Source organism: Streptomyces sp. NPDC102274 (genome assembly GCF_044766385.1).
Lineage (GTDB): Bacteria > Actinomycetota > Actinomycetes > Streptomycetales > Streptomycetaceae > Streptomyces.
In genome coordinates, this window is sequence record NZ_JBIWLW010000015.1 from 186563 (window position 1) to 206190 (window position 19628).

Sequence of the window (19628 nt, forward strand, 5' to 3'; positions counted from 1 at the left end):
GTCACGATACGCTCGATGGGCGAGCCCACCCCAGCACCGACCCACCCCAGCACCTCGATGGACGACCCCACCACCGCAAGGGGGCGCACCATGGAGCTGACACCGTCGGCCCACCGGGACACCTTCGCGCGCGACCATCTGCCGCCCGCGGACCAGTGGCCCCGGCTCCTTCCCGTCCCGTCCGCACCGGACTCCCCCGGCGCTCCCGGCTCCCCCGGCAGTCCCGACCGGCTGAACTGCGCGGCCGAGCTGCTGGACCGTACGGTCGAACGCTTCGGCGCGGAGCGGCCCGCCTTCCGCGGGGCCGGCGGAGAGGTCTGGACGTACGGCGCGTTACGCGGGCACGTCGACCGGATCGCCCATGTCCTCACCACTGATCTGGGCGTGGTGCCGGGAAACCGGGTGCTGTTGCGCGGACCGACCTCGCCCTGGCTGGCGGCCTGCTGGCTGGCGGTGCTGAAGGCGGGCGCGGTGGCCGTCACCGTGCTGGCCCAGCAGCGGGCGGCGGAGCTGGCCATCATGGGGGAGATGGCACGGATCGGCCATGCCCTGTGCGACATCAGGTCGGTGGACGAGCTGGTCCGCGCGGAGATACCGGGGCTGCGGATCACGACCTATGGAGCAGACGCGCCGGATGATCTGCTGCGGCTGACGGACGACAAGCCGACGCGATACACGGCCGTGGAGACGGCGGCGGACGATGTGGCGCTGATCGCCTTCACCTCGGGAACGACGGGCCGGCCCAAGGGGTGCATGCACTTCCACCGTGACGTTCTCGCCATTGCCGACACCTTCTCGCGACAGGTGCTGCGCCCCGGGCCCGATGATCTCTTCGCGGGCAGCCCGCCGCTCGGGTTCACCTTCGGTCTCGGCGGTCTGGTGATCTTCCCGATGCGCGCCGGAGCTTCCGCGTTGCTGCTCGAACAGGCCCGGCCCGCCCAGCTGTTGGCGGCCGTCGCCCGACACCGGGTGTCGGTCCTGTTCACCGCGCCGACCGCCTATCGCCTGATGCTGGACGAGCTGGCCACGCACCCGTACGACATCTCCTCCCTGCGCCGCTGTGTCTCGGCGGGCGAGAATCTGCCGGCGGCCACCTGGCAGGCATGGCGGGAACGCACCGGGCTGCGGGTCATCAACGGCATCGGGGCGACCGAACTGCTCCATATCTTCATCTCCGCGGCGGACGAGGAGATCCGGCCGGGCACCACCGGGGTTCCGGTGCCGGGGTGGCAGGCGCGCGTCGTGGACCGCTCGGGCGCGCCGGTGTCCGACGGGGAGCCGGGACTACTGGCCGTCCGCGGCCCGGTGGGCTGCCGGTATCTGGCCGATCCACGCCAGCGGGAGTATGTCCGGGGCGGCTGGAATCTGACCGGCGACACCTATGTACGGGAGCCCGACGGCTACTTCCGCTATGTGGCCCGCGCGGACGACATGATCATCTCGGCCGGGTACAACATCGCGGGCCCGCAGGTCGAGGACGCGCTGCTGGCCCATCCCGATGTGGTCGAGGCGGCGGTGGTGGGTCTGCCCGACGAGCTGCGCGGCCAGGTGGTCACGGCGTATGTCGTGGTGCGTGACGGCGTGGAGCGCGGCGAGGGGACGGCGGCGGCGCTGCGGGAGTTCGTCCGGGCGCGGCTGGTGCCGTACAAATGCCCGCGCGCGGTGGTCTTCCTGGACGCGCTGCCCCGTACGCCCACCGGCAAGCTCCAGCGCTTCCGGCTGCGGGTTCCGGGCCGAGGACCGGCCGCCGACGGAGCCGGGGCCTCTCCGAGAGGCTCTAAAGTGATCACGTGGCCGAGCAGCACACCCCCCGATCCCTGATCGTCACTCTGTACGGCGCGTACGGGCGCACACCGGACGACACCCCCCTCGCCGTGGCGGAGCTGATCCGTCTGCTGGGGGCTCTCGGTGTGGACGCGCCGTCCGTGCGCTCCTCGGTCTCCCGGCTCAAACGCCGTGGCCTGCTGGTCCCGGAGCGTACGGCGCGGGGCGCGGCCGGATACGCGCTGTCGGCCGAGGCACGTCAGCTGCTCGACGACGGGGACCGCAGGATCTACGCCCGGCCCGCGCCCGAGCTCTCCGACGGCTGGATCCTCGCGGTCTTCACCGTGCCGGAGTCCGAGCGCCACAAGCGCCATCTGCTGCGCTCCCGGCTGGCCCGGCTCGGCTTCGGAACGGCGGCGCCCGGCGTCTGGATCGCACCGGGCCGACTGTACGAGGAGACCCGGCACACGCTGCGGCGGCTGGGGCTCGACTCGTATGTCGATCTGTTCAGCGGGCAGCACCTCGGCTTCGAGCCGACGGCCGATGCCGTGGCCCGGTGGTGGGACCTGGACGCGATCGCCACCCAGCACGAGGAGTTTCTCGACGCGCACGAGCCGGTGCTGCGCGCCTGGGAGGGCCGGGTCTCGGGCTCGGCCTCCGGCGCGGGCGAACGCGCAGGCCCCGGCACAGGCACAGGCACGGGCTCCGGCACCGCGGAGGACGCGTACCGCGACTATCTGCTGGCTCTGGACTCCTGGCGGCATCTGCCGTACGCCGATCCCGGTCTGCCCACCGGACTGCTGCCGAGGAACTGGCCGGGAGAGGTGTCCGCCGAGGTCTTCACCCGCCTGCACACCCGGCTGCGGGACATGGGCCTGACGTTCGTGCGGCGGCCGGTCACCGAAGAGTGAGACGCGGCCTCGGATCGTCGGTGCGGCCGGCCGGGGGTGTGCGGCTGCCCGCGCGGTACGGCAGCGGCCAGGGCGCGGCCGGGCCCTCGTACCCCTGGGCCCCGGCGGCGTGCAGCGTCCACTGCGGATCGTGGAGATGGGGGCGGGCCAGCGCGCACAGGTCGGTACGGCCCGCGAGCAGCAGGGAGTTCACATCGTCCCAGGAGGAGATGGCCCCCACGGCGATGACCGGCACGGACAGGGTGTTACGGATCAGATCGGCGAACGGGGTCTGGTACGAGCGGCCGAACTCGGGCCGTTCGTCGACGACGACCTGGCCGGTGGAGACATCGATCGCGTCGGCGCCGTGCGCGACGAAGGCACGGGCGATCTCGACGGCGTCCTCGGGGGTGGTACCGCCGGGCGCCCAGTCGGTGGCCGAGATCCGGACCGTCATGGGCCGGTCGTCGGGCCAGTCCGCGCGGATGGCGTCGAAGACTTCGAGCGGGAAGCGCAGCCGGGCGGTGAGCGAGCCGCCGTAGGCGTCGGTACGCCGGTTGGTCAGCGGGGAGAGGAAGCCGGAGAGCAAGTAGCCGTGGGCGCAGTGCAGTTCCAGCAGATCGAAGCCGCTGCGCTGGGCCCGCCGGGTGGCGGCCGTGAACTGTTCGCGGATCGTGTCGAGTTGACGGCGGTCGAGCTGGTGCGGGATCTCACTGACACCGGGATGGTACGGCAGCGGTGAGGCGGCCACGAGCGGCCAGCCGCCCACGGGCAGCGGCTCGTCCATGCCTTCCCACATCACGCGTGTGGCGCCCTTGCGTCCCGCGTGTCCGAGCTGGACGCCGATGGCCGTCCCCGGTGACCGCGCGTGCACGAAATCGGTGACACGGCGCCAGCCGTCGCCCTGTTCCCGGCTGTAGAGCCCGGCGCAGCCCGGGGTGACGCGCCCCTCCGGGCTGACACACACCATCTCGGTCATGACGAGTCCGGCGCCGCCCAGGGCGCGGGCCCCGAGATGTACGAGATGGAAGTCGCCGGGGACGCCGTCCACGGCGGAGTACATGTCCATCGGCGAGACGACGACACGGTTGCGCAGGGTCAGCCCGCGCAGCCGGAAGGGCGTGAACATCGGCGGAGTGCCGGGCGGGCAGCCGAAGTCCCGCTCCACCGCCCGGGTGAAGCCGGGGTCGCGCAGCCGCAGATTGTCATGGGTGACCCGGCGGCTCCGGGTGAGCAGCCCGAAGGCGAACTGCCGCGGCGGCTGGTCCGTGTACGTGGCCAGCTCCTCGAACCAGCGCAGGCTGGCGGCGGCGGCACGCTGGGTGGACTCGACGACCGGGCGGCGCTCGCTCTCGTACGCCGCGAGCGCGTCCGGCAGCTCCGAGCGCTCCTCGATACAGGCGGCGAGCGCGAGGGCGTCCTCCACGGCGAGCTTGGTGCCGGAGCCGATGGAGAAGTGGGCGGTGTGGGCGGCGTCGCCGATCAGGACCGTATTGCCGTGGCTCCACCGATCGTTGATAACGGTCCGGAAGGTGCTCCAGGACGAGGCGTTGGCGCGCAGCGGACGTCCGCCGAGCGCGTCGGCGAAGATCTTGGCGCAGCGTTCCGCGGACCGCCGCTCGTCGAGATCCTCGAATCCGGCCGCCCGCCAGACCTCTTCGCGCATCTCGACGATGACCGTGCTCCACGCGCCGGCGGCCCCGTTCGCGTAGGGGTAGCCATGGAGCTGCATCACGCCGTACTCGGTCTCGGCGATCTCGAAGCGGAACGCGTCGAGGGCGAAGTCGGCGGCGAGCCAGACGTAGCGGCAGCGATGGGTGATGATCGTGGGGGCGAAGACCTCGGCGTGGGTCTCACGGGTGAGGCTGTGCACCCCGTCCGCGGCGATCACCAGGTCGTAGGCGGTGGCGAGTCGGGCGGCGGGCGGGGCTTCGGTGCGGAACCGCAGCCGTACGCCCAGGGACGCGCAGCGCTCGTGCAGGATCTCCAGCAGCCGGCGCCGGCCGAGCGCCGCGAAGCCATGACCGCCGGAGGTGAGGGTACGGCCGCGGTGCACGATGTCGATGGTGTCCCAGCGTACGAACTCGGCCTGGAGCGCCCGGTGGACGACGGGATCCGCGTGCTCGATACCGCCGAGTGTCTCGTCGGAGAGCACGACGCCGAAGCCGAAGGTGTCGTCGGCCGCGTTGCGTTCCCAGACGGTGATCTCGCGGCCGGGGTCGAGCCGCTTGAGGAGGGCGGCGGCGTAGAGCCCGCCCGGTCCGCCGCCGATGACCGCGACGCGCGGGACGCGGGCCATCAGCGGCCCTGCCACTTCGGGGGCCGCTTCTCGGTGAAGGCGGCGTGGAACTCACGGTAGTCGGCGCCGTTCATCAGCAACGCCTGGGTGGCGGCGTCCAGTTCCACGGCGGCGGCGAGGGGCATGTCGAGCTCGGCGGTGAGCAGGGCCTTGGTCTGCGCGTACGCGAGCGCCGGGCCTTCCGCGAGCCGACGGGCCAGCTCGGCGGCGCGCGCGTCGGCCAGGCCGTCGCCGGTGAGTTCGCTGATCAGCCCGATGCGTTCGGCCTCGGCGGCGGCCACCGGCTCACCGAGCATCAGCAGCCGGGTGGCGTGCCCGAGCCCGACCACGCGGGGCAGCAGATAGGCCGCGCCCATGTCGCCCCCGGAGAGGCCGACCCGGGTGAAGAGGAAGGCGAAGCGCGCGGAGGGGTCGGCGATCCGGAAGTCCGCGGCGAGCGCGAGAACGGCACCGGCGCCGGCGGCGACTCCGTGCACGGCGGCGACCACCGGGAAGGGGCATTCCCGGATCGCCCGGACCACCTGGCCGGTCATCCGGTTGAAGTCGAGGAGCCGGGCCGTGTCCAGGGCGAGGGTGGCGCCGATGATCTCGTCGACATCGCCGCCGGAGCAGAAGCCGCGGCCCTCGCCCGCCAGCACGAGGGCGCGTACGGAGCGTTCCCGGGACAGTTCGGCGAGCAGATCGCGCAGATCGGCGTAGGCGCCGAAGGTGAGCGCGTTGAGTTTCGCCGGGCGGGCGAGGGTGACGGTCGCGACGCCGACATCCCGGTCCCGGGTCAGTCGCAGATGGCGCCACTCCTCGGTGCGGGACGCGGAGCCGGTGAACGGGCTCATGGAGCGCGGCCTCCTTCGGCGAACCTCGGGGAACCTCAGCGGCGAGCTTCAGCGCTGCGAAAAGGTATCACCCAAATATGACTGCCGTCACGAGTGCGCGATACGTCCGTGACAGGCCCGCGATGCGCCCGCGTCCCTTCCGTGACAATTCCGTGAGATACCGCCCGTAAGCCACCAAAAGTCCCGACGGGCAAGGGCCATTGGTCCCGGGCCCGGCAGCCCGGCGCCTCTTGTTAACCCGCTCACGCTCCGTATGGTTGAACGTGATAGCAATTACCTCGCACCCCCCGGCCGTACTTGTGCCCTGATCGGACCGCCCTCCATGCCAGAAGCCGCAGACTCCTCTCCCTGGAGACTCACGCTGCCTCACAGTGTCGAAGCCGTGCCGATCGCGCGCGCTCTCGTCCGTGACGCTCTGGCACATCTGGAGGAGCCGACGCACAGCGACACGGCGGAACTGCTCACCGCGGAACTCGTCGCCAACGCCATACAGCACACCCCGGGGAGCGATCCGATCGAGCTGGTCGTGGAGCTGCTGCCGACCGGCTGCCAGGTCGAGGTGCACGACCGCGACCCGGCCCCGCCGGGCGATCTGTCGCACCCGGGGGCGATGCCGGACCCGTGGCAGGAGGGCGGTCGCGGCCTGCTACTGATCAGTACGCTCAGCTCGGCGTGCGGCCACCGCACCACGGACCAGGGCAAGGCGGTCTGGTTCACGCTTCCCGCGACCTGAGATTCCGGTCGCTCCACCAGGTCCTGTCCGCTAGGCGGCGCCGCTCCCCGACAACGTCGCCACCAGCACGGCCTTGATGGTGTGCAGCCGGTTCTCGGCCTCGTCGAAGACGACTGAGTGCTTCGATTCGAAGACCTCGTCGGTGACCTCCAGCTCCGTGAGCCCGTGCCGCTCATGGATCTCCCGGCCCACCGCCGTGCCCAGGTCGTGGAAGGCCGGAAGGCAGTGCAGGAACTTCACGTCGGGGTTGCCCGTCGCGCGCAGCACGTCCATCGTCACGGTGTACGGACCGAGCGCCTCGATCCGCTCGTCCCAGACCTCCTTGGCCTCACCCATCGACACCCAGACATCGGTGGCCACGAAGTCCGCGTCCGCCACGCCCTCGGCGATCTCCTCGGTGAGGGTGAGCCGGGCCCCGCTGCTCGCGGCGGCCTCACGGGCCAGGGCGAGGATGTCGTCCGCCGGCCAGTAGGCGCGCGGTGCGACGATCCGTACATCCATGCCGAGCAGAGCGCCGGTGACCAGATACGAGTTGCCCATGTTGAAGCGGGCGTCCCCGAAATAGGCGAAGGCGATCTCCGTCAGCGGCTTGTCGGTGTGCTCGGTCATCGTCAGCACATCGGCGAGCATCTGGGTGGGGTGCCACGCGTCCGTGAGGCCGTTGAACACGGGGACTCCGGCGTACGCGGCCAGTTCCTCGACGGTCTCCTGGGCGTCCCCGCGGAACTCGATACCGTCGAACATCCGCCCGAGCACCCGGGCGGTGTCCTTCGCCGACTCCTTCTTCCCGATGTGTGAGCCGGCCGGGTCGATATACGTCGTGGAGGCGCCCTGGTCCGCCGCCGCCACCTCGAAGGCGCAGCGGGTGCGGGTGGAGGACTTCTCGAAGATCAGGGCGATGTTCCTGCCGCGCAGCCGCTGGACCTCGGTGCCCGCCTTCTTCGCGGCCTTGAGTTCCGCGGCCAGATCGATCAGACCGCGGAACTCCTCGGCGGTGAAGTCCAGCTCCTTGAGGAAGTGGCGGCCTTCGAGGTGTATCGCCATGGTGGCTGCTCCTGGGGCGCGAGTCGCGAAGAGTGGGGAAGATACCGGACACTGGAACTATATACGACCACCCGCATCGCTATTCAGCCCACACGTCATATCACCCCACGGCACCAACCGGCCGTCCCAGCCCCGGCTGCCCCGGCCCGGCCGTTCCGGCCCCGGCTGCCGTCCTGGCCCCGGCCTCCCCCGGTCCACTACACGGCGTCACGTTCCACCGGGCAGCTCATACAGCGCGGCCCGCCCCGGCCTCGGCCCAGCTCGCTGCCCGGGATCTCGATCACCTCGATGCCCTGTTTCCGCAAATGCGTGTTGGTGGTGACGTTGCGCTCGTAGGCGACGACGACCCCGGGCTCGACCGCGAGGACATTGCAGCCGTCGTCCCACTGCTCGCGCGCCGCCGAGTGCACATCCTGGGTGGCGGTCAGCACCCGGATGTCCGCCAGGCCCAGAGCCGCCGCGATGGCACGGTGCATATGCTCCGGCGGATGGTCGGTGACCTTCAGCTCCCGGCCGTCGCCGCCCGGCTCGATGGTGTACGAGCGGAGCATCCCGAGGCCCGCGTACTGCGTGAAGGTATCGCCGCCGACCATCGTCATCACGGTGTCGAGGTGCATGAACGCCCGTCGCTTGGGCATGTCGAGCGCCACGATCGTGGTGGCGGAACCGGCCGCGAAGAGTCCGCGCGCCAGCATCTCGACCGCCTGTGGGGTGGTGCGCTCGCTCATCCCGATCAGCACGGCCCCCTTGCCGATGACCAGCACGTCACCGCCCTCGATGGTGGACGGATAGTCGTCCTGCCCCTCCGACCAGTGGTGGAAGGCGCCGGCGGCGGGCCCGGTGAACAGGGGGTGGTGTTTGTAGATCGCCTCGAAGTGCACGGTCTCGCGCTGCCGGGCGGGCCAGCGCATCGCGTTGATGCTCACACCGTCATAGATCCAGGCCGAGGTGTCCCTGGTGAAGAGATGGTTCGGCAGCGGGTCGAGCAGGAAGTCGTCCAGCTCCATCGCGTGGAAGCGTACGGACACCGGCTCCGCGTACCGCTCCAGGTACTCCCGCTTGGTCATCCCGCCGACCAGTGCCTCGACCAGTTGGTCCGTGGGCAGTTCGTCGAAGATCGCCCGGAGATGGCCGGTGGCGAGCGGGCCGTACTCCTTCTCGTCGAAGACCCGGTCCAGGACGAGCCCCCGGGCCGCCGGGAGGTCCAGGGACTCCCTCAGGAGATCGCCGAAGAGATGCACCTGGACGCCCCGGTCGCGCAGGAGCGCGGCGAACGCGTCGTGCTCCTCCTGGGCGCGGCGTACCCAGAGCACATCGTCGAAGAGCAGTGTGTCCTTGTTGCCGGGTGTGAGGCGTTTCAGCTCCAGATCCGGGCGGTGCAGTATGACGCGGCGCAGCCGCCCGGTCTCGGAGTCGACATGGAATCCCATGTCTCCCATCCTCGCCGTATGGAGCACGGTTCACGCGGCGAACGGTCGAGGTCCTGCCCCGGGGAGACAGGACCTCGTCAGCAGTTCAGAGCCGGGGGTCGACCGGTTCCGACTCCATGGCCAGTACCGCGAAGACCGCCTCATGGACCCGCCACAGCGGTTCGCCGTCCGCCAGCCGGTCCAGGGCCTCCAGACCGAGGGCGTACTCCCGCAGCGCCAGTGAACGCTTGTGGCCGAGAAAGCGGTCGCGCAGCCGCCGGAGATTGTCCGGGCGGGTGTACTCGGGCCCGTAGACGATCCGCAGATACTCCCGGCCCCGTACCTTCACGCCCGGCTGCACCAGCCGGTCCTTGCCGTCGCGTACGAGCGCCCGGAGCGGCTTGACGACCATGCCCTCGCCGCCCCGCTCGGTCATCTCCAGCCACCGGTCGACACCGCCGCGCACCGATTCCTCGTCGGCCGTGTCCACGATCAGCCGCCGGGTGACCTGGAGCAGTCCGGTCGGGTCGTGCTCGACCAGCCGGTCCAGCCAGGCCAGCTGCTGGTAGTGCGGGACGGCGGCGAGGCTGCGGCCCTGGACGGCGAGCAGTTGGAACGGCGCCAGGCGCACCCCCTCCAGCCGCTCCGTCGGCCAGCAGTAGCGCCGGTACGCCTCGGTGAACGCCGCCGCGTCGGCCGCGCGTTCGCGCTGCGCGGCCAGCAGTCCCGCGGCCTCGACGCCCCGGGACGCGGCGGCTTCGAGCGCCTTCGTGACGGCGGGGAGGGCGGCCCCGGCGGCGGCGCCCACCGCGGCGTACCGGGTACGCAGCAGGCCGGTGGCCTTCAGCGACCAGGGCATCAGCTCGGCGTCCAGCAGTATCCACTCGGTGTCGAGTTCCCGCCACAGCCCGGCGGCGGAGACGGCGGTGCGCAGCCGGTCCAGGATCTCCTCGGTGACGGCCTCGTCGTCGAAGAAGGGCCTGCCGGTACAGGTGTGCAGCACGCCGGTCGGCCCGGCCACGCCGAAGCGTTCGCGCGCCACCGCCGCGTCACGGCAGACCAGCGCCACCGCGCGCGACCCCATGTGCTTCTCCTCGCACACGACCTGTCCGACGCCGTCCGCGCGGTACTGCGCGAACGCCTCGGCCGGGTGCTCCAGGTAGCCGTCCCGCTCCGAGGTGGCGGTGGGCGCCATGGTGCCGCTTGATCACATGGCGCGGCATCCCGGCCCGGTCGGGGCGGCCGGCGTTGCGCGCGGCACACACCTCCTCGGGCACGTCGAGGACTATCGCGACGGGCAGTACGTCGTACTCGCGGGCGAGCCGCACCAGCCGCTTGCGGCTCTCGGGCTGGACGTTGGTGGCGTTCCCCGTCAAGTTCTTCTGTTCAGTGTCACGTCAGGTTGGACGAGAGCCGAGAGATGGCTGGAGCGCCGCTTGGAGCCGAGTGACAGTCAACTTGGCTGTGACGTCGTCAATCGGCCCCGGCGTCACGGCCACGCATCCGCGGTCTTGTCGCCTGCTGCACGCTCTGAAGGACCAGGTGTAGTGATCGCAGATCCCACCGGCGCCGTATCTCTCGGATCTCTCGGACTTGGCGGATGCGAAGTGGATAGCTGTCCGGGGCGTCTTGCCGGTGCCGGGGCGGACAGCCGGAGTGGTGGTGCGGACGCGCGGAGCGCTCAGGTGAGGAGTTTGGCGAGTTGGGCCATCTCTGTGGGCGGGTCGATCACCGGATGGATGAGGAGTTCGTCGATGCCTGCCTGTTCCAGGGCGGTGATACGGGTGAGGACGTCGTCGCGGGTGCCGACCAGGGCCAGGATGTTCATCAACGAGGGTAGGACCAGGTCCCGGTCCTGCGGCGCGATGCGTCCGAGGTAGTTGGGGTAGAGCTTGGTGTACCGGTCCGGCGCGGCGGCGGTGGTGCCACGCCGGTCCAGGAGCTCACGAACCACCTCGCGTTCGCCGGGGCCGAGTTCCTCCGCGAAGGCGGGCGCGTCGGCGGCGTAGTCCAGAAACGACAGGACGAGGTGACCTGTCGCATCCCGAGCCGCGTCGCTGTGAGGGTCCTCGTTCTCGTGCAGCAGGTGGAGCGAGGTGACCACGTAGGAGTTCGCGTGGGAGTCGGGGTCGCGGGACGTGCCGTGGACGGCTTGGCGGCGGGCGTCCTGCAGTGCGTGCCAGGCGGTGGGTTCGAGCAGGCCGAAGCAGATCAGGCCCGCACCGCGGCGGCCGGCGACGGCAGCGGCCTTGGATCCGAGCGCGGCCACGACGAACTCGATCGGATCGGTGGTGTTCACGTGCGCCCCGGCGTGGAGGAACCGGATGTCGCGGACCCGGTCACCTTCGCGGTACTCGGTCGAGCGCCCGGCACACAGATCCTGCAGCCCCGCGGTGAAACTCTCCAGCGCGGACGCCGTGGTCGGCGGCATGCCCAAGGTGCGCCGGGCGGTGTTTCCGGTGCCCACCCCGCAGATGATCCGACCCGGCGCCAAGGCATTGAGGCTGGCAATCCCGCTCGCTGCGGCCGGGGCCGAGCGCAGCGCCGGTGAGGTCACGCCGATACCGAGCTTGATGCGCCGGGTGGCCTTCGCACACAGGCTCAAGGCGACGAAGGGGTCACCGTGGACCATCGGGGTGTCGTTCACCCAGAAGCTGTGCAAGCCCAATTCCTCGGCCCGCACGGCGAGATCCTCCACACCGGGTCGAGCGGCGACCACGACACCTGCACGCATCAAATCTCCAAGCCACGAGGACCGACTCGAACGTGCTCATACTGGCAGGTCCCAGGGCTGACGCCCATGGCTGGCCGTGACGCCGTTGGCGTCCGCGGGTCGGTCCTCCGCGTGGTCCGCGGGTCGGTGACGGTGAACACGGCCATCTGCGTGGGCTGACCCACGCACCGAACACGCGCTTTGGGATTCGTCTCCAGATCACCGGCAGCGTCCTGCGCGCGAAGGTCTGGCCGGCCTCGGTGCGCGAGCCCGGCGCCTGGACTGTGGAGACCACCGACACCAGTCTGACGGCCGCCGGACAGATCGGCACGCGATCGATCCTGTCCACCGCCAACACCAACTCCTTGCCGGTCATCGCCACATGGGGGGACGTCCTCGTCCAGGGACCGCAGCGCTTCACCGTGACCCGCTCCGTCAACGGCATCGTCAAAGCCCACAACGGCGGCACGGACGTGCGGCTCGCCGTCCCCACCATCACCGCACTGTAAGGAAGGAGGCCCTATGGCCTGGCAGCCGGGACAGAGAATCACCGCTCAGCGCCTACTGGACAACACGCCGAACACGGTCGCCTACTCGGCGATCACTACGAACACGAGCACCACCACGGCCGCGGAAGTAGTCGGTTTCACCACCCCTCCCATCATGTTCCGCACCGGCCGCGCCTACCGCATCAGATACAAAGGAGGCGTTTTCTCGAATACGCCAGGCCAGCAAGGCACAGCCGCGGTGCGGAAGACGGACCTCGGCGGACAGACCTACATCAACGCCTTCCGCATCTACCTGCCCGCAGCGGGCACAGTCGCCTTCGACTTCTCAAACATCTGCACGAACACCTCCGGTGCGAACATCACCGCAGCCCTCGTAGGCACCTTCGGGCTCACCGTGGCCGCCGGCGGAACGGTGAACCTCGCCGCGTCCACCCCCAATCCGGCCTACATCCACGTCGAGGACATCGGCCAGGCCGCGGACTATGCCGGGGCCACAGCCATCACCTGACCCGCCCCCGCCCCGAGCCCCGAGCCGCCGGCCGGGGCCTTTCTCATGCCCTGGGAGGGCACATGGCCTACAACCTCGATCTGAAGAACCGCTTCACCTACCACCCCCCGCAGCCCGGCCAGCCCGAGAAGTACGAGCAGATCCGCGCCGGCGGCCTCGCCCTGGCGCAGCTGCTCGCAGAGCTGTGCCCGTCCTCGCCTGAACTCACGAGGGCGATCAATGCCGTGGACGACGCCGTGATGCTGGCCAACGCCGCCATCGCCCGGCATCCGGTGGAGGGCTGACCCATGGCGACACCGATCACCGCCGCGCAGCTGCTCGCAGCACTGCGCGCCGAGGGCGTGAAAGTCGTAGAAGTAGGCGACTGGCGCACCCACAACCGCAACCACAAGGGACTGTGGGGTCCGGTCCACGGCGTGATGATCCACCACACCGTCACCCGGGGAACCGCTGCCACCGTCCGCCTGTGCAGGGACGGGCACAGTTCTCTGCCGGGCCCGCTGTGCCACGGCGTGATCGCCAAGGACGGCACGGTACATCTGGTCGGCTGGGGCCGCGCCAACCACGCGGGCCTCGGCGACGGCGACGTCCTGCGCGCGGTGACCGCCGAGGCGGCGCTGCCCCCGGACAACCAGGCCGACACCGACGGCAACCGGCACTTCTACGGCTTCGAGTGCGAGAACTTGGGCGACGGCCGTGACCCGTGGCCCGCCGCCCAGCTGGAGGCGATCGAGCGCGTGGCCGCGGCGATCTGCCGGGCGCACGACTGGGGCGCACGGTCGGTCATCGGGCATCTGGAGTGGCAGCCCGGGAAGGTCGATCCCCGCGGCTTCACCATGGCGTCCATGCGCGCCCGGGTCGGCGAGCGCCTGGCCGCGCCGAAGCCACCGGCGCCCAAGCCACCGGCGAAATTCGAGCCGTTCCCCGGGGCCGCCTACTTCGCGGCCGGCCGCCGTAGCGCCGTCATCACCGCCATGGGCAAGCGCCTCGTGACAGAGGGCTGCGGCCGATACCAGGTCGGGCCCGGCCTCGCATGGACCGACGCAGACCGCAAGTCCTACTCCGCCTGGCAACGCAAGCTCGGCTACTCCGGCAGCGACGCCGACGGCATCCCCGGCAAGACCAGCTGGGACCGGCTCAAAGTCCCCAACGTCTGATCCCACCTGGACGGCCGTAACGACCGTCCAGCCCTCTGACCTGCATCAATGAAGGGATTCATCATGAGGATTTCCAGCTTCGCGAAGGCCGTCACCGCTGGCGTCGCGGCCGGGGCCGCCGCCTTCGCCGCCGCCGTCCAGGACGGCGCGTTCACCACCGGGGAGGGCGTCACCGTCGCCCTGGCCATCCTCGGGGCCCTGGGCGTCACCTACGCGATACCCAACAAGCGGCCGGCCTGATGGGCACCGCGCCCGATCCGGGCGTGTACATCAGCCCGGCACAGACCTATCAGGAGGTGAGGGACCTGGCCAGAACTGTCGACCGCATCGAGGGCAAACTCGACGTGGTGCTGGATGAGCAGAAGGACATCCGCGCCGACGTTGCTGACCATGAGGGCAGGCTCCGCACCCTCGAACGCGGGCGATGGCCCCTGCCCACCCTTGGTGTCCTCGCCGGAGTCGCTGGCACCGCAACCGGGATCCTCGCCCTCCTGCGCTGACGCTCACCACTGCGCCCCCTGACTGGCCCTCACGGGCTAGACAGGGGGCGTTTCGCCGTATCCGGTACTACAAACCGCATCGGGTCGCCGTCCGCAGTAGCGTGGATGCACAACTCTCTGGCGGGGGTATCCATGAACGCATCCAAATCCAGCCTGGGTGACCGAATCGCGGAACTGCGGCTGCGGCGGAATATGACGCAAGAACAGCTGTCCGCGAGTTCCGATCTGTCCGTTGATGTGATTCGTAAACTAGAGCAGGGCAGGCGCAAAACGGCACGGCTCACCAGTATTAACGCCCTGGCACAGGCCCTTGACACCGAGCCGAGCTATCTCGTTGGGCAGCCAACCACCTTCGAGATTGGCGAGACGGAGGACAGTCTGCCTTCCGTGCTCGCTCTGCGACAGGCAGTCTCCCCAGTGGCGGACATCCTCGGCGGCGACCTTGACCCCGAGGACCCGCCGAGCATCACAGAGCTCCGAGACTCTCTGCTGTCGACCGAAGCCATTCGCCGTGAGGGCCGCTTGGGGGAGATCGGGGCACTACTTCCGCAACTTATCCGTGACGCCCGACTGGCGGTCCACGCCTACACGGGCGCCGATGCCGCAGCGGCAAACTCCGTTCTCGCTGTGGCCTACCAAGTCGCCGCGACCACGCTGACGGCGCTCGGCAAGGAGGATGCCGCATTCACCGCCATGGAACGCTCCCTGGTTGCGATCCGACAGTGCGACGACCCGAACTTGGAGACCCTGTCTGCCTCGACTCTGTCGTGGGTATTCACCAAACAGGGCCGGCTAGCTGACGCTGAGCAGGTCGCGCTTGCCCGCGCGCAGCAGATTGAGCCCGGATTCCGTTCCAGCCCTGAGGACCTCGCTCTGTGGGGCGTACTGCTGCTTCGCGCAGCCACCGCCGCCGTTCGGCAGGAGAAGCACGACACAGTGAAGCAGCTGCTGAGGATGGCGAAGGGGGCCGCCGAGAGCATGGGCGAGGACCTCAACGTCTACGCGACACCGTTCGGGCCGACGAACGCGGGCATCGCGAAGGTCAATTTCCTGGTGGAGATGGAACAGAGCGACGAGGCGGTCCGGGCCGCCCGCGGCATTCCGAACCTCGCGAGTCTGCCGCCTACCTGGCGTGCACGGTTCCACGTTGATCGCGCCCTGGCGTACAACGATCTCGGCAAGGACCGTGCTTCCGAGAGTGCGCTTCTGCTGGCGGAGAGGGACGCACCTGAGTGGATGCGCTACCACTCCACGTCTCGCCGGTTGGTCGAAGAGCTGCGGGGGCGTGCGTCCCGGCGGGATGCTGTTCTGGGGCTGGCCGATCGGCTCGGCCTGGTTGGGTAGGGCGTAGCATCCTACCTGATCCAGAATGTAGGACAGCCCGTCACTGGGCTCCAATCACGTGGCTTCATAGCGTGATCTGCATGAGGCGGCGCCGTCCAACCCCCGCCAGGCACGGCCGGCGCCGCACCGCATGCAGCCCAGGAGCCGACCATGCCCACACCGACCGCCATCGAGAGCGCCATTGCCCGGTGGCTGACGTCGTCCAGCCCGCACCCCGCTGTCGCCCACGAGGCGTGGCAGGACGGCCGACCGGCGATGCTGCGCACCGGCGGCCCCTACGACGCCGTCCGCATGCCGCTCACCCTGGTCCACGCGGCGGCCGACAGCAGCGCCCCGGACGTCGTCGCCCGCGTCCTGGCCGAAGTCCTCGACGGACCGGTGATCTGCCACCCGCGCCACTGGTACTACGCGTTAGTACCAGCCGGGACCTGCGAGACCTGGCGATCGACGGAGGCCATGGTCCGCGGCCCCGGTGCCTGGCTCGGCATCCCCCGGCCGGACCACACGGAACCGACACCGGTCACCCCCTACTGGGCCGTCCCCGTAGAGCAGGCCGGGAAACTGTGCTCCCCCGACGCGGTGGCCGGACTGCTCCGAGTCGGCCGGGCAAGGCTGGAAGGTGCAGCCCGGTGACCGCCGACGAGAAGACCCGGCAGACCCCCAACCTGAACGCCGTGCGGGCCACCATCAACCAAGCCGACGCGGCCGGCCACGGGGTCGGCACCCGCGCCGACCTCACGGATATCGCCAACCAGCTCCAAGCCCACATCGAAGCGCTGCTGCCCGCCGGCCGCGCGCACGCCGCACAGATGTGGCGCGGTGGCCAGTGCTGGTACAGCCTCACGGCGCGGCTCGACAGAATCCAGAACCAGATCGGCGAGGGCCTCGGGGTGGGAGTGCTCGGTGCGCACGTCCAAGTGCGGCTGCTCGCTGTCGACTGCCAATGGCTCCTGGAACGCTACGGCTCGGAACGGGCCGGATCGGAGTCGGCCTGATGAACGTGGTCTTCACCTGGCCGCCCATCAGCGAGGACGACGTTCCCAACGTCCTCGTCCCGTGCGAGCCCTGTCTGCTCGCCCGCGTCTTCGGCGGCGAACACGACTGCGCCAACCCGGGACCCTGCCCCTGCACCTGCCAGGCCGGGACGGGCAAGCCGTGAACATCCGTATCCGCCTCGGCGGCCCCCTCACCATCCCCGCGATGGGCAACTGCTTCCGCTGCCCACGCCGCAGACTCCAGACCATCCGCGTAGGGGAGATGACCAGCCCCGACGGTCCCGGCCACACCGCGGTGGAGTTGCCCCTGTTCGCGTGCCGCAGGTGCGAGCTGGAACTGATGACCCAACTCGCTGAGGCACAGGCGGCTCCCGTCCGGCCCTACGTGGCCGCCGGACACCCCCACTGACCCCCGCCCCGGCCGCTTCGCCACTCCCGTGATGAAGGACAGGTCAAGCAGCCGGGACGGGTCCACCAGGCAGAGCCCGAAGGGACGAACGAATTGGTCTTCAATCGCAAGGTCGGCACCGCTGGCGCCTCGGATGGAGTGTCTGCCCGCAAGGACAAGTCATCCACATCAGCGACGCCGAATCCGAATGGGAACCGCGCGGAACGGCGCGCGGCCGATAAGGCGGACAAGAAGAAAAGTAAGTAAGGCCGCACCCACTGACCCCCGCTGGCTGCTGAGGCCCAGCAGCCCGCGGGTGAAAGCGCTCCGGCCGGTGCCCGGGAGGACGGCGCCGGCCGGAGTTGGCAAGACCCCGCTGACCCCCGCCCAAGACCACGTCCCTCATAAGGGTGGCCGTGAGCGGGTCAGCACACCGCACCATCCGCAAGGCACCACGCTGACGAGATGAACGGAGCCCGTGACGTGGTGAAGCGTCCGCCGAGATGCCCCCTGTGCAAGATCCTTCTGTGGAAGGACATGACCACGGTCACGCCATCCACACCCGACTGGCGTTGGTACTGCACTGGGTGCACTCGGCTGTTCGATCCGACCATCGAGCAGAGGTTGAGGTTCACGCATGGGACATCAGGAGGATCACACCACGCCGTGCGGTAGAGATGGCTGTGGCGGGACGAAGAGCACGGTCTACGTCTACGACGATGACGGCAACTGCATCTCGCAGACGACTTTTGGTTGTGATGCCTGCGGCGGGTAGCCGCGCCGAGAGAGCCCCGGCCGCCACCACGGCGGCCGGGGCCTTTTCGTGCGCCAGGAAGCCGCTCGTTACTGCCTACTGAAAGTAACGAAACTATAGAAGTGTCCTGGGTGATTGTTCGGGGGGCCCACCTCGGGGTCGTCGGGGCCGACCGGCCGGTATGTCACCTCGTAGCCATGGCGCCGTCCCATCTCCCCGGCCCAGTCGCGGAATTCCGCGCGGGTCCACTCGAAGCGGTGGTCGCCGTGGCGTACGTGCCCGGCGGGAAGCGTCGCCCAGCGCACGTTGTACTCGACGTTCGGGGTGGTGTCGTACAGCACCACCGGGTCGATCTCCAGCAGCAGGGCTGCTGTGCAGCGTTCGGTGGACGCCTCGGGATAGAGCACATGGGCGGTGCCGTGCGACGTGGAGAACGTCTGCGCCCGGTCGGGATGCTTGTGCAGCAGGAATCCGAGGGCGGTCGCGGGACGCTCCGAGGTGCCGGTCGTACTGATCGTCAGGAACACCCGTACGAGTATTGCCCGCTGGATCCGCCAGACCAGGGGTTTTCCCGATGACTCCACGCTCGCCGAAGCCATGAGCGCCTCGCCGTCGAGGTCCGCTCAACGCCCGGTCAGCGCACTCAGCTCCGCGATCCGCTCCGGCCCGACGCGGCAGCAGCCACCGACCAGCCGCGCCCCCGCCGCCTGCCAGGACCGCACCCTGGACGGATCGAAGGTGGCGTCCCCGCGCCAGCTCCGCGCCCCCGAGTCCCAGCCCTCCCCGCTGTTCGGATAGACGACGACCGGCTTGCCCGTCACCGAGGCGGCCAGCTCGACCGCGCGGTCCGTGTCCGCCGGTTCGCAGCAGTTGATCCCCACGGCGATCACCTGATCGTCGCCCGCCGCCAGGGCGAACGCGTCGGCGAGCGGCTGTCCGGCCCGGGTGCGCTCGCCCTCGATCGAGTACGAGAGCCAGACCGGTACCCCGCAACCGGCGGCGGCCCGCAGCAGCGCCTCCGCCTCGTCGGTGTCCGGGACGGTCTCCAGCGCGAGCGCGTCCGGACCGGCCGAGGCGAGGGTCTCGATCCTCGGCCGGTGGAACCGCTCCAGCTCCCGCACCGACAGTCCGTACCGGCCCCGGTACTCACTGCCGTCGGCGAGCATCGCGCCGTAGGGACCGACCGAGGCCGCCACCCACACCTCGTCCGGTCCCGCCGCGCCCGCCCGGCGCGCCAGCTCCACACTGCGGACCAGCAGCGCGCCCGCCGTATCGCGCGACACCCCGCGCCGCGCGAAACCCTCGTACGTCGCCTGATAGCTGGAGGTGATCAACACCCGTGCGCCCGCGCGCACATACGCCGCGTGAGCCGCCTCGATCTGCTCGGGGCTGTCGACGAGAAGCCGCGCCGACCAGAGGTCGTCGGACAGCTCGCAGCCCTGCGCGGCCAGCTGGTTGGAGAGACCGCCGTCGAGCACGACGGTCTCCCCGGCGAGGGCGGCGGCGAGTGTGCGGGTGGGTTTCACGGGCGCTCCAGTACGCGGTACGGCAGGGCCGGGCCCGGCCCTGCCGGCTCGGCTCGACCTCGGCCGGCTCGGCTAGGTCGTGTCTGATAATCGATCTTGTGACGGGTCGTGGTGAGTTGACGGATGGGGCGTGGGAGCGGATAGAGCCGCTGCTTCCTCGGGCTGACGGGTGTGGGCGGCCGTGGCGGGATCATCGGCAGGTGGTCAACGGGGTGCTGTGGCGGTTGCGTACGGGGGCGCCGTGGCGGGATCTGCCCGAACG

At 70.1% G+C, this 19628-nt stretch carries 21 protein-coding genes and 3 pseudogenes; 15 read left to right on the top strand and 9 right to left on the bottom strand.

All coding sequences use genetic code 11. The features are described from left to right. Positions 1 to 57: 57 nt before the first annotated feature. A complete protein-coding gene (locus ACIRQP_RS21605) occupies positions 58 to 1821 on the top strand; it encodes an AMP-binding protein (RefSeq protein ID WP_403892551.1) in 1764 nt (587 codons plus the stop codon). Beyond that, complete coding sequence (locus tag ACIRQP_RS21610; RefSeq protein WP_403892505.1) at positions 1791 to 2675, top strand: PaaX family transcriptional regulator C-terminal domain-containing protein; 885 nt, start codon at positions 1791 to 1793, stop codon at positions 2673 to 2675. The genes ACIRQP_RS21605 and ACIRQP_RS21610 overlap by 31 nt, the downstream gene beginning before the upstream one ends. Here ACIRQP_RS21610 and ACIRQP_RS21615 read toward each other — a convergent pair. After that, on the bottom strand, positions 2662 to 4953 hold the full coding sequence (locus ACIRQP_RS21615; RefSeq protein ID WP_403892553.1) for a bifunctional salicylyl-CoA 5-hydroxylase/oxidoreductase: 2292 nt from the start codon (positions 4951 to 4953) through the stop codon (positions 2662 to 2664). The two genes, ACIRQP_RS21610 and ACIRQP_RS21615, sit on opposite strands and share 14 nt — an antisense overlap. Beyond that, positions 4953 to 5786, bottom strand: a complete 834-nt coding sequence (locus tag ACIRQP_RS21620) for an enoyl-CoA hydratase family protein (protein ID WP_403892507.1) — start codon at positions 5784 to 5786, stop codon at positions 4953 to 4955. The genes ACIRQP_RS21615 and ACIRQP_RS21620 overlap by 1 nt, the downstream gene beginning before the upstream one ends. Positions 5787 to 6108: 322 nt before the next feature. Here ACIRQP_RS21620 and ACIRQP_RS21625 point away from each other — a divergent pair, with 322 nt between their 5' ends. Further along, the gene (locus ACIRQP_RS21625; protein ID WP_403892509.1) at positions 6109 to 6519 is read left to right on the top strand and encodes an ATP-binding protein; all 411 of its coding nucleotides are present in this window, start codon (positions 6109 to 6111) and stop codon (positions 6517 to 6519) included. A gap of 30 nt (positions 6520 to 6549) precedes the next feature. Here ACIRQP_RS21625 and argF read toward each other — a convergent pair whose 3' ends face one another. The 5 genes and pseudogenes from argF to ACIRQP_RS21650 form a co-directional block, all read right to left on the bottom strand. Continuing rightward, positions 6550 to 7563, bottom strand: coding sequence for an ornithine carbamoyltransferase (gene argF / locus ACIRQP_RS21630; RefSeq protein WP_403892511.1), 1014 nt, complete (start codon positions 7561 to 7563; stop codon positions 6550 to 6552). 197 nt (positions 7564 to 7760) lie between these two features. Next, complete coding sequence (locus ACIRQP_RS21635; RefSeq protein ID WP_403892513.1) at positions 7761 to 8993, bottom strand: arginine deiminase; 1233 nt, start codon at positions 8991 to 8993, stop codon at positions 7761 to 7763. 85 nt (positions 8994 to 9078) lie between these two features. Beyond that, positions 9079 to 10170, bottom strand: a pseudogene (locus ACIRQP_RS21640) (polynucleotide kinase-phosphatase); the annotation flags it as partial. A gap of 58 nt (positions 10171 to 10228) precedes the next feature. Continuing rightward, positions 10229 to 10300: pseudogene (locus tag ACIRQP_RS21645) on the bottom strand (hypothetical protein); the annotation flags it as partial. 353 nt (positions 10301 to 10653) lie between these two features. Next, complete coding sequence (locus ACIRQP_RS21650) at positions 10654 to 11706, bottom strand: LLM class flavin-dependent oxidoreductase (protein WP_403892515.1); 1053 nt, start codon at positions 11704 to 11706, stop codon at positions 10654 to 10656. A 239-nt stretch (positions 11707 to 11945) separates the two neighbouring features. Here ACIRQP_RS21650 and ACIRQP_RS21655 point away from each other — a divergent pair, with 239 nt between their 5' ends. The 11 genes from ACIRQP_RS21655 to ACIRQP_RS21705 all read left to right on the top strand — a co-directional run bounded on the left by ACIRQP_RS21655 (position 11946) and on the right by ACIRQP_RS21705 (position 17107). Further along, a complete protein-coding gene (locus tag ACIRQP_RS21655) occupies positions 11946 to 12194 on the top strand; it encodes a hypothetical protein (RefSeq protein WP_403892517.1) in 249 nt (82 codons plus the stop codon). 13 nt (positions 12195 to 12207) lie between these two features. After that, a complete protein-coding gene (locus ACIRQP_RS21660) occupies positions 12208 to 12702 on the top strand; it encodes a hypothetical protein (RefSeq protein WP_403892519.1) in 495 nt (164 codons plus the stop codon). 62 nt (positions 12703 to 12764) lie between these two features. Further along, the gene (locus tag ACIRQP_RS21665; RefSeq protein WP_403892521.1) at positions 12765 to 12986 is read left to right on the top strand and encodes a hypothetical protein; all 222 of its coding nucleotides are present in this window, start codon (positions 12765 to 12767) and stop codon (positions 12984 to 12986) included. A gap of 3 nt (positions 12987 to 12989) precedes the next feature. Beyond that, positions 12990 to 13859 carry a peptidoglycan-binding protein gene (locus tag ACIRQP_RS21670; RefSeq protein WP_403892523.1) on the top strand — a complete coding sequence of 290 codons (870 nt, stop codon included), beginning with the start codon at positions 12990 to 12992 and terminating at the stop codon, positions 13857 to 13859. Positions 13860 to 13922: 63 nt separating this feature from the next. After that, a complete protein-coding gene (locus ACIRQP_RS21675; RefSeq protein ID WP_403892525.1) occupies positions 13923 to 14099 on the top strand; it encodes a hypothetical protein in 177 nt (58 codons plus the stop codon). After that, the gene (locus ACIRQP_RS21680) at positions 14099 to 14359 is read left to right on the top strand and encodes a hypothetical protein (RefSeq protein ID WP_403892527.1); all 261 of its coding nucleotides are present in this window, start codon (positions 14099 to 14101) and stop codon (positions 14357 to 14359) included. The genes ACIRQP_RS21675 and ACIRQP_RS21680 overlap by 1 nt, the downstream gene beginning before the upstream one ends. Before the next feature lie 132 nt (positions 14360 to 14491). Continuing rightward, a complete protein-coding gene (locus ACIRQP_RS21685; RefSeq protein ID WP_403892529.1) occupies positions 14492 to 15703 on the top strand; it encodes a helix-turn-helix domain-containing protein in 1212 nt (403 codons plus the stop codon). 150 nt (positions 15704 to 15853) lie between these two features. Beyond that, positions 15854 to 16336, top strand: coding sequence for a hypothetical protein (locus ACIRQP_RS21690; RefSeq protein WP_403892531.1), 483 nt, complete (start codon positions 15854 to 15856; stop codon positions 16334 to 16336). Beyond that, positions 16333 to 16698, top strand: coding sequence for a DUF6415 family natural product biosynthesis protein (locus tag ACIRQP_RS21695; RefSeq protein WP_403892533.1), 366 nt, complete (start codon positions 16333 to 16335; stop codon positions 16696 to 16698). The genes ACIRQP_RS21690 and ACIRQP_RS21695 overlap by 4 nt, the downstream gene beginning before the upstream one ends. Then, positions 16698 to 16862 (top strand): hypothetical protein, encoded by a 165-nt coding sequence (locus ACIRQP_RS21700; RefSeq protein ID WP_403892535.1) that lies wholly within the window; start codon positions 16698 to 16700, stop codon positions 16860 to 16862. Before ACIRQP_RS21695 ends, ACIRQP_RS21700 begins: the two co-directional genes overlap by 1 nt. Beyond that, complete coding sequence (locus ACIRQP_RS21705; protein ID WP_403892537.1) at positions 16859 to 17107, top strand: hypothetical protein; 249 nt, start codon at positions 16859 to 16861, stop codon at positions 17105 to 17107. Before ACIRQP_RS21700 ends, ACIRQP_RS21705 begins: the two co-directional genes overlap by 4 nt. Positions 17108 to 18175: 1068 nt before the next feature. Here ACIRQP_RS21705 and ACIRQP_RS21710 read toward each other — a convergent pair. Next, positions 18176 to 18367: pseudogene (locus ACIRQP_RS21710) on the bottom strand (3' terminal RNA ribose 2'-O-methyltransferase Hen1); the annotation flags it as partial. Between the two features lie 96 nt (positions 18368 to 18463). Continuing rightward, the gene (mmuM, locus tag ACIRQP_RS21715; RefSeq protein ID WP_403892539.1) at positions 18464 to 19366 is read right to left on the bottom strand and encodes a homocysteine S-methyltransferase; all 903 of its coding nucleotides are present in this window, start codon (positions 19364 to 19366) and stop codon (positions 18464 to 18466) included. Between the two features lie 98 nt (positions 19367 to 19464). Here mmuM and ACIRQP_RS21720 point away from each other — a divergent pair. Beyond that, on the top strand, positions 19465 to 19628 hold a 164-nt coding region (locus tag ACIRQP_RS21720; RefSeq protein ID WP_403892555.1), incomplete at its 3' end, for a transposase.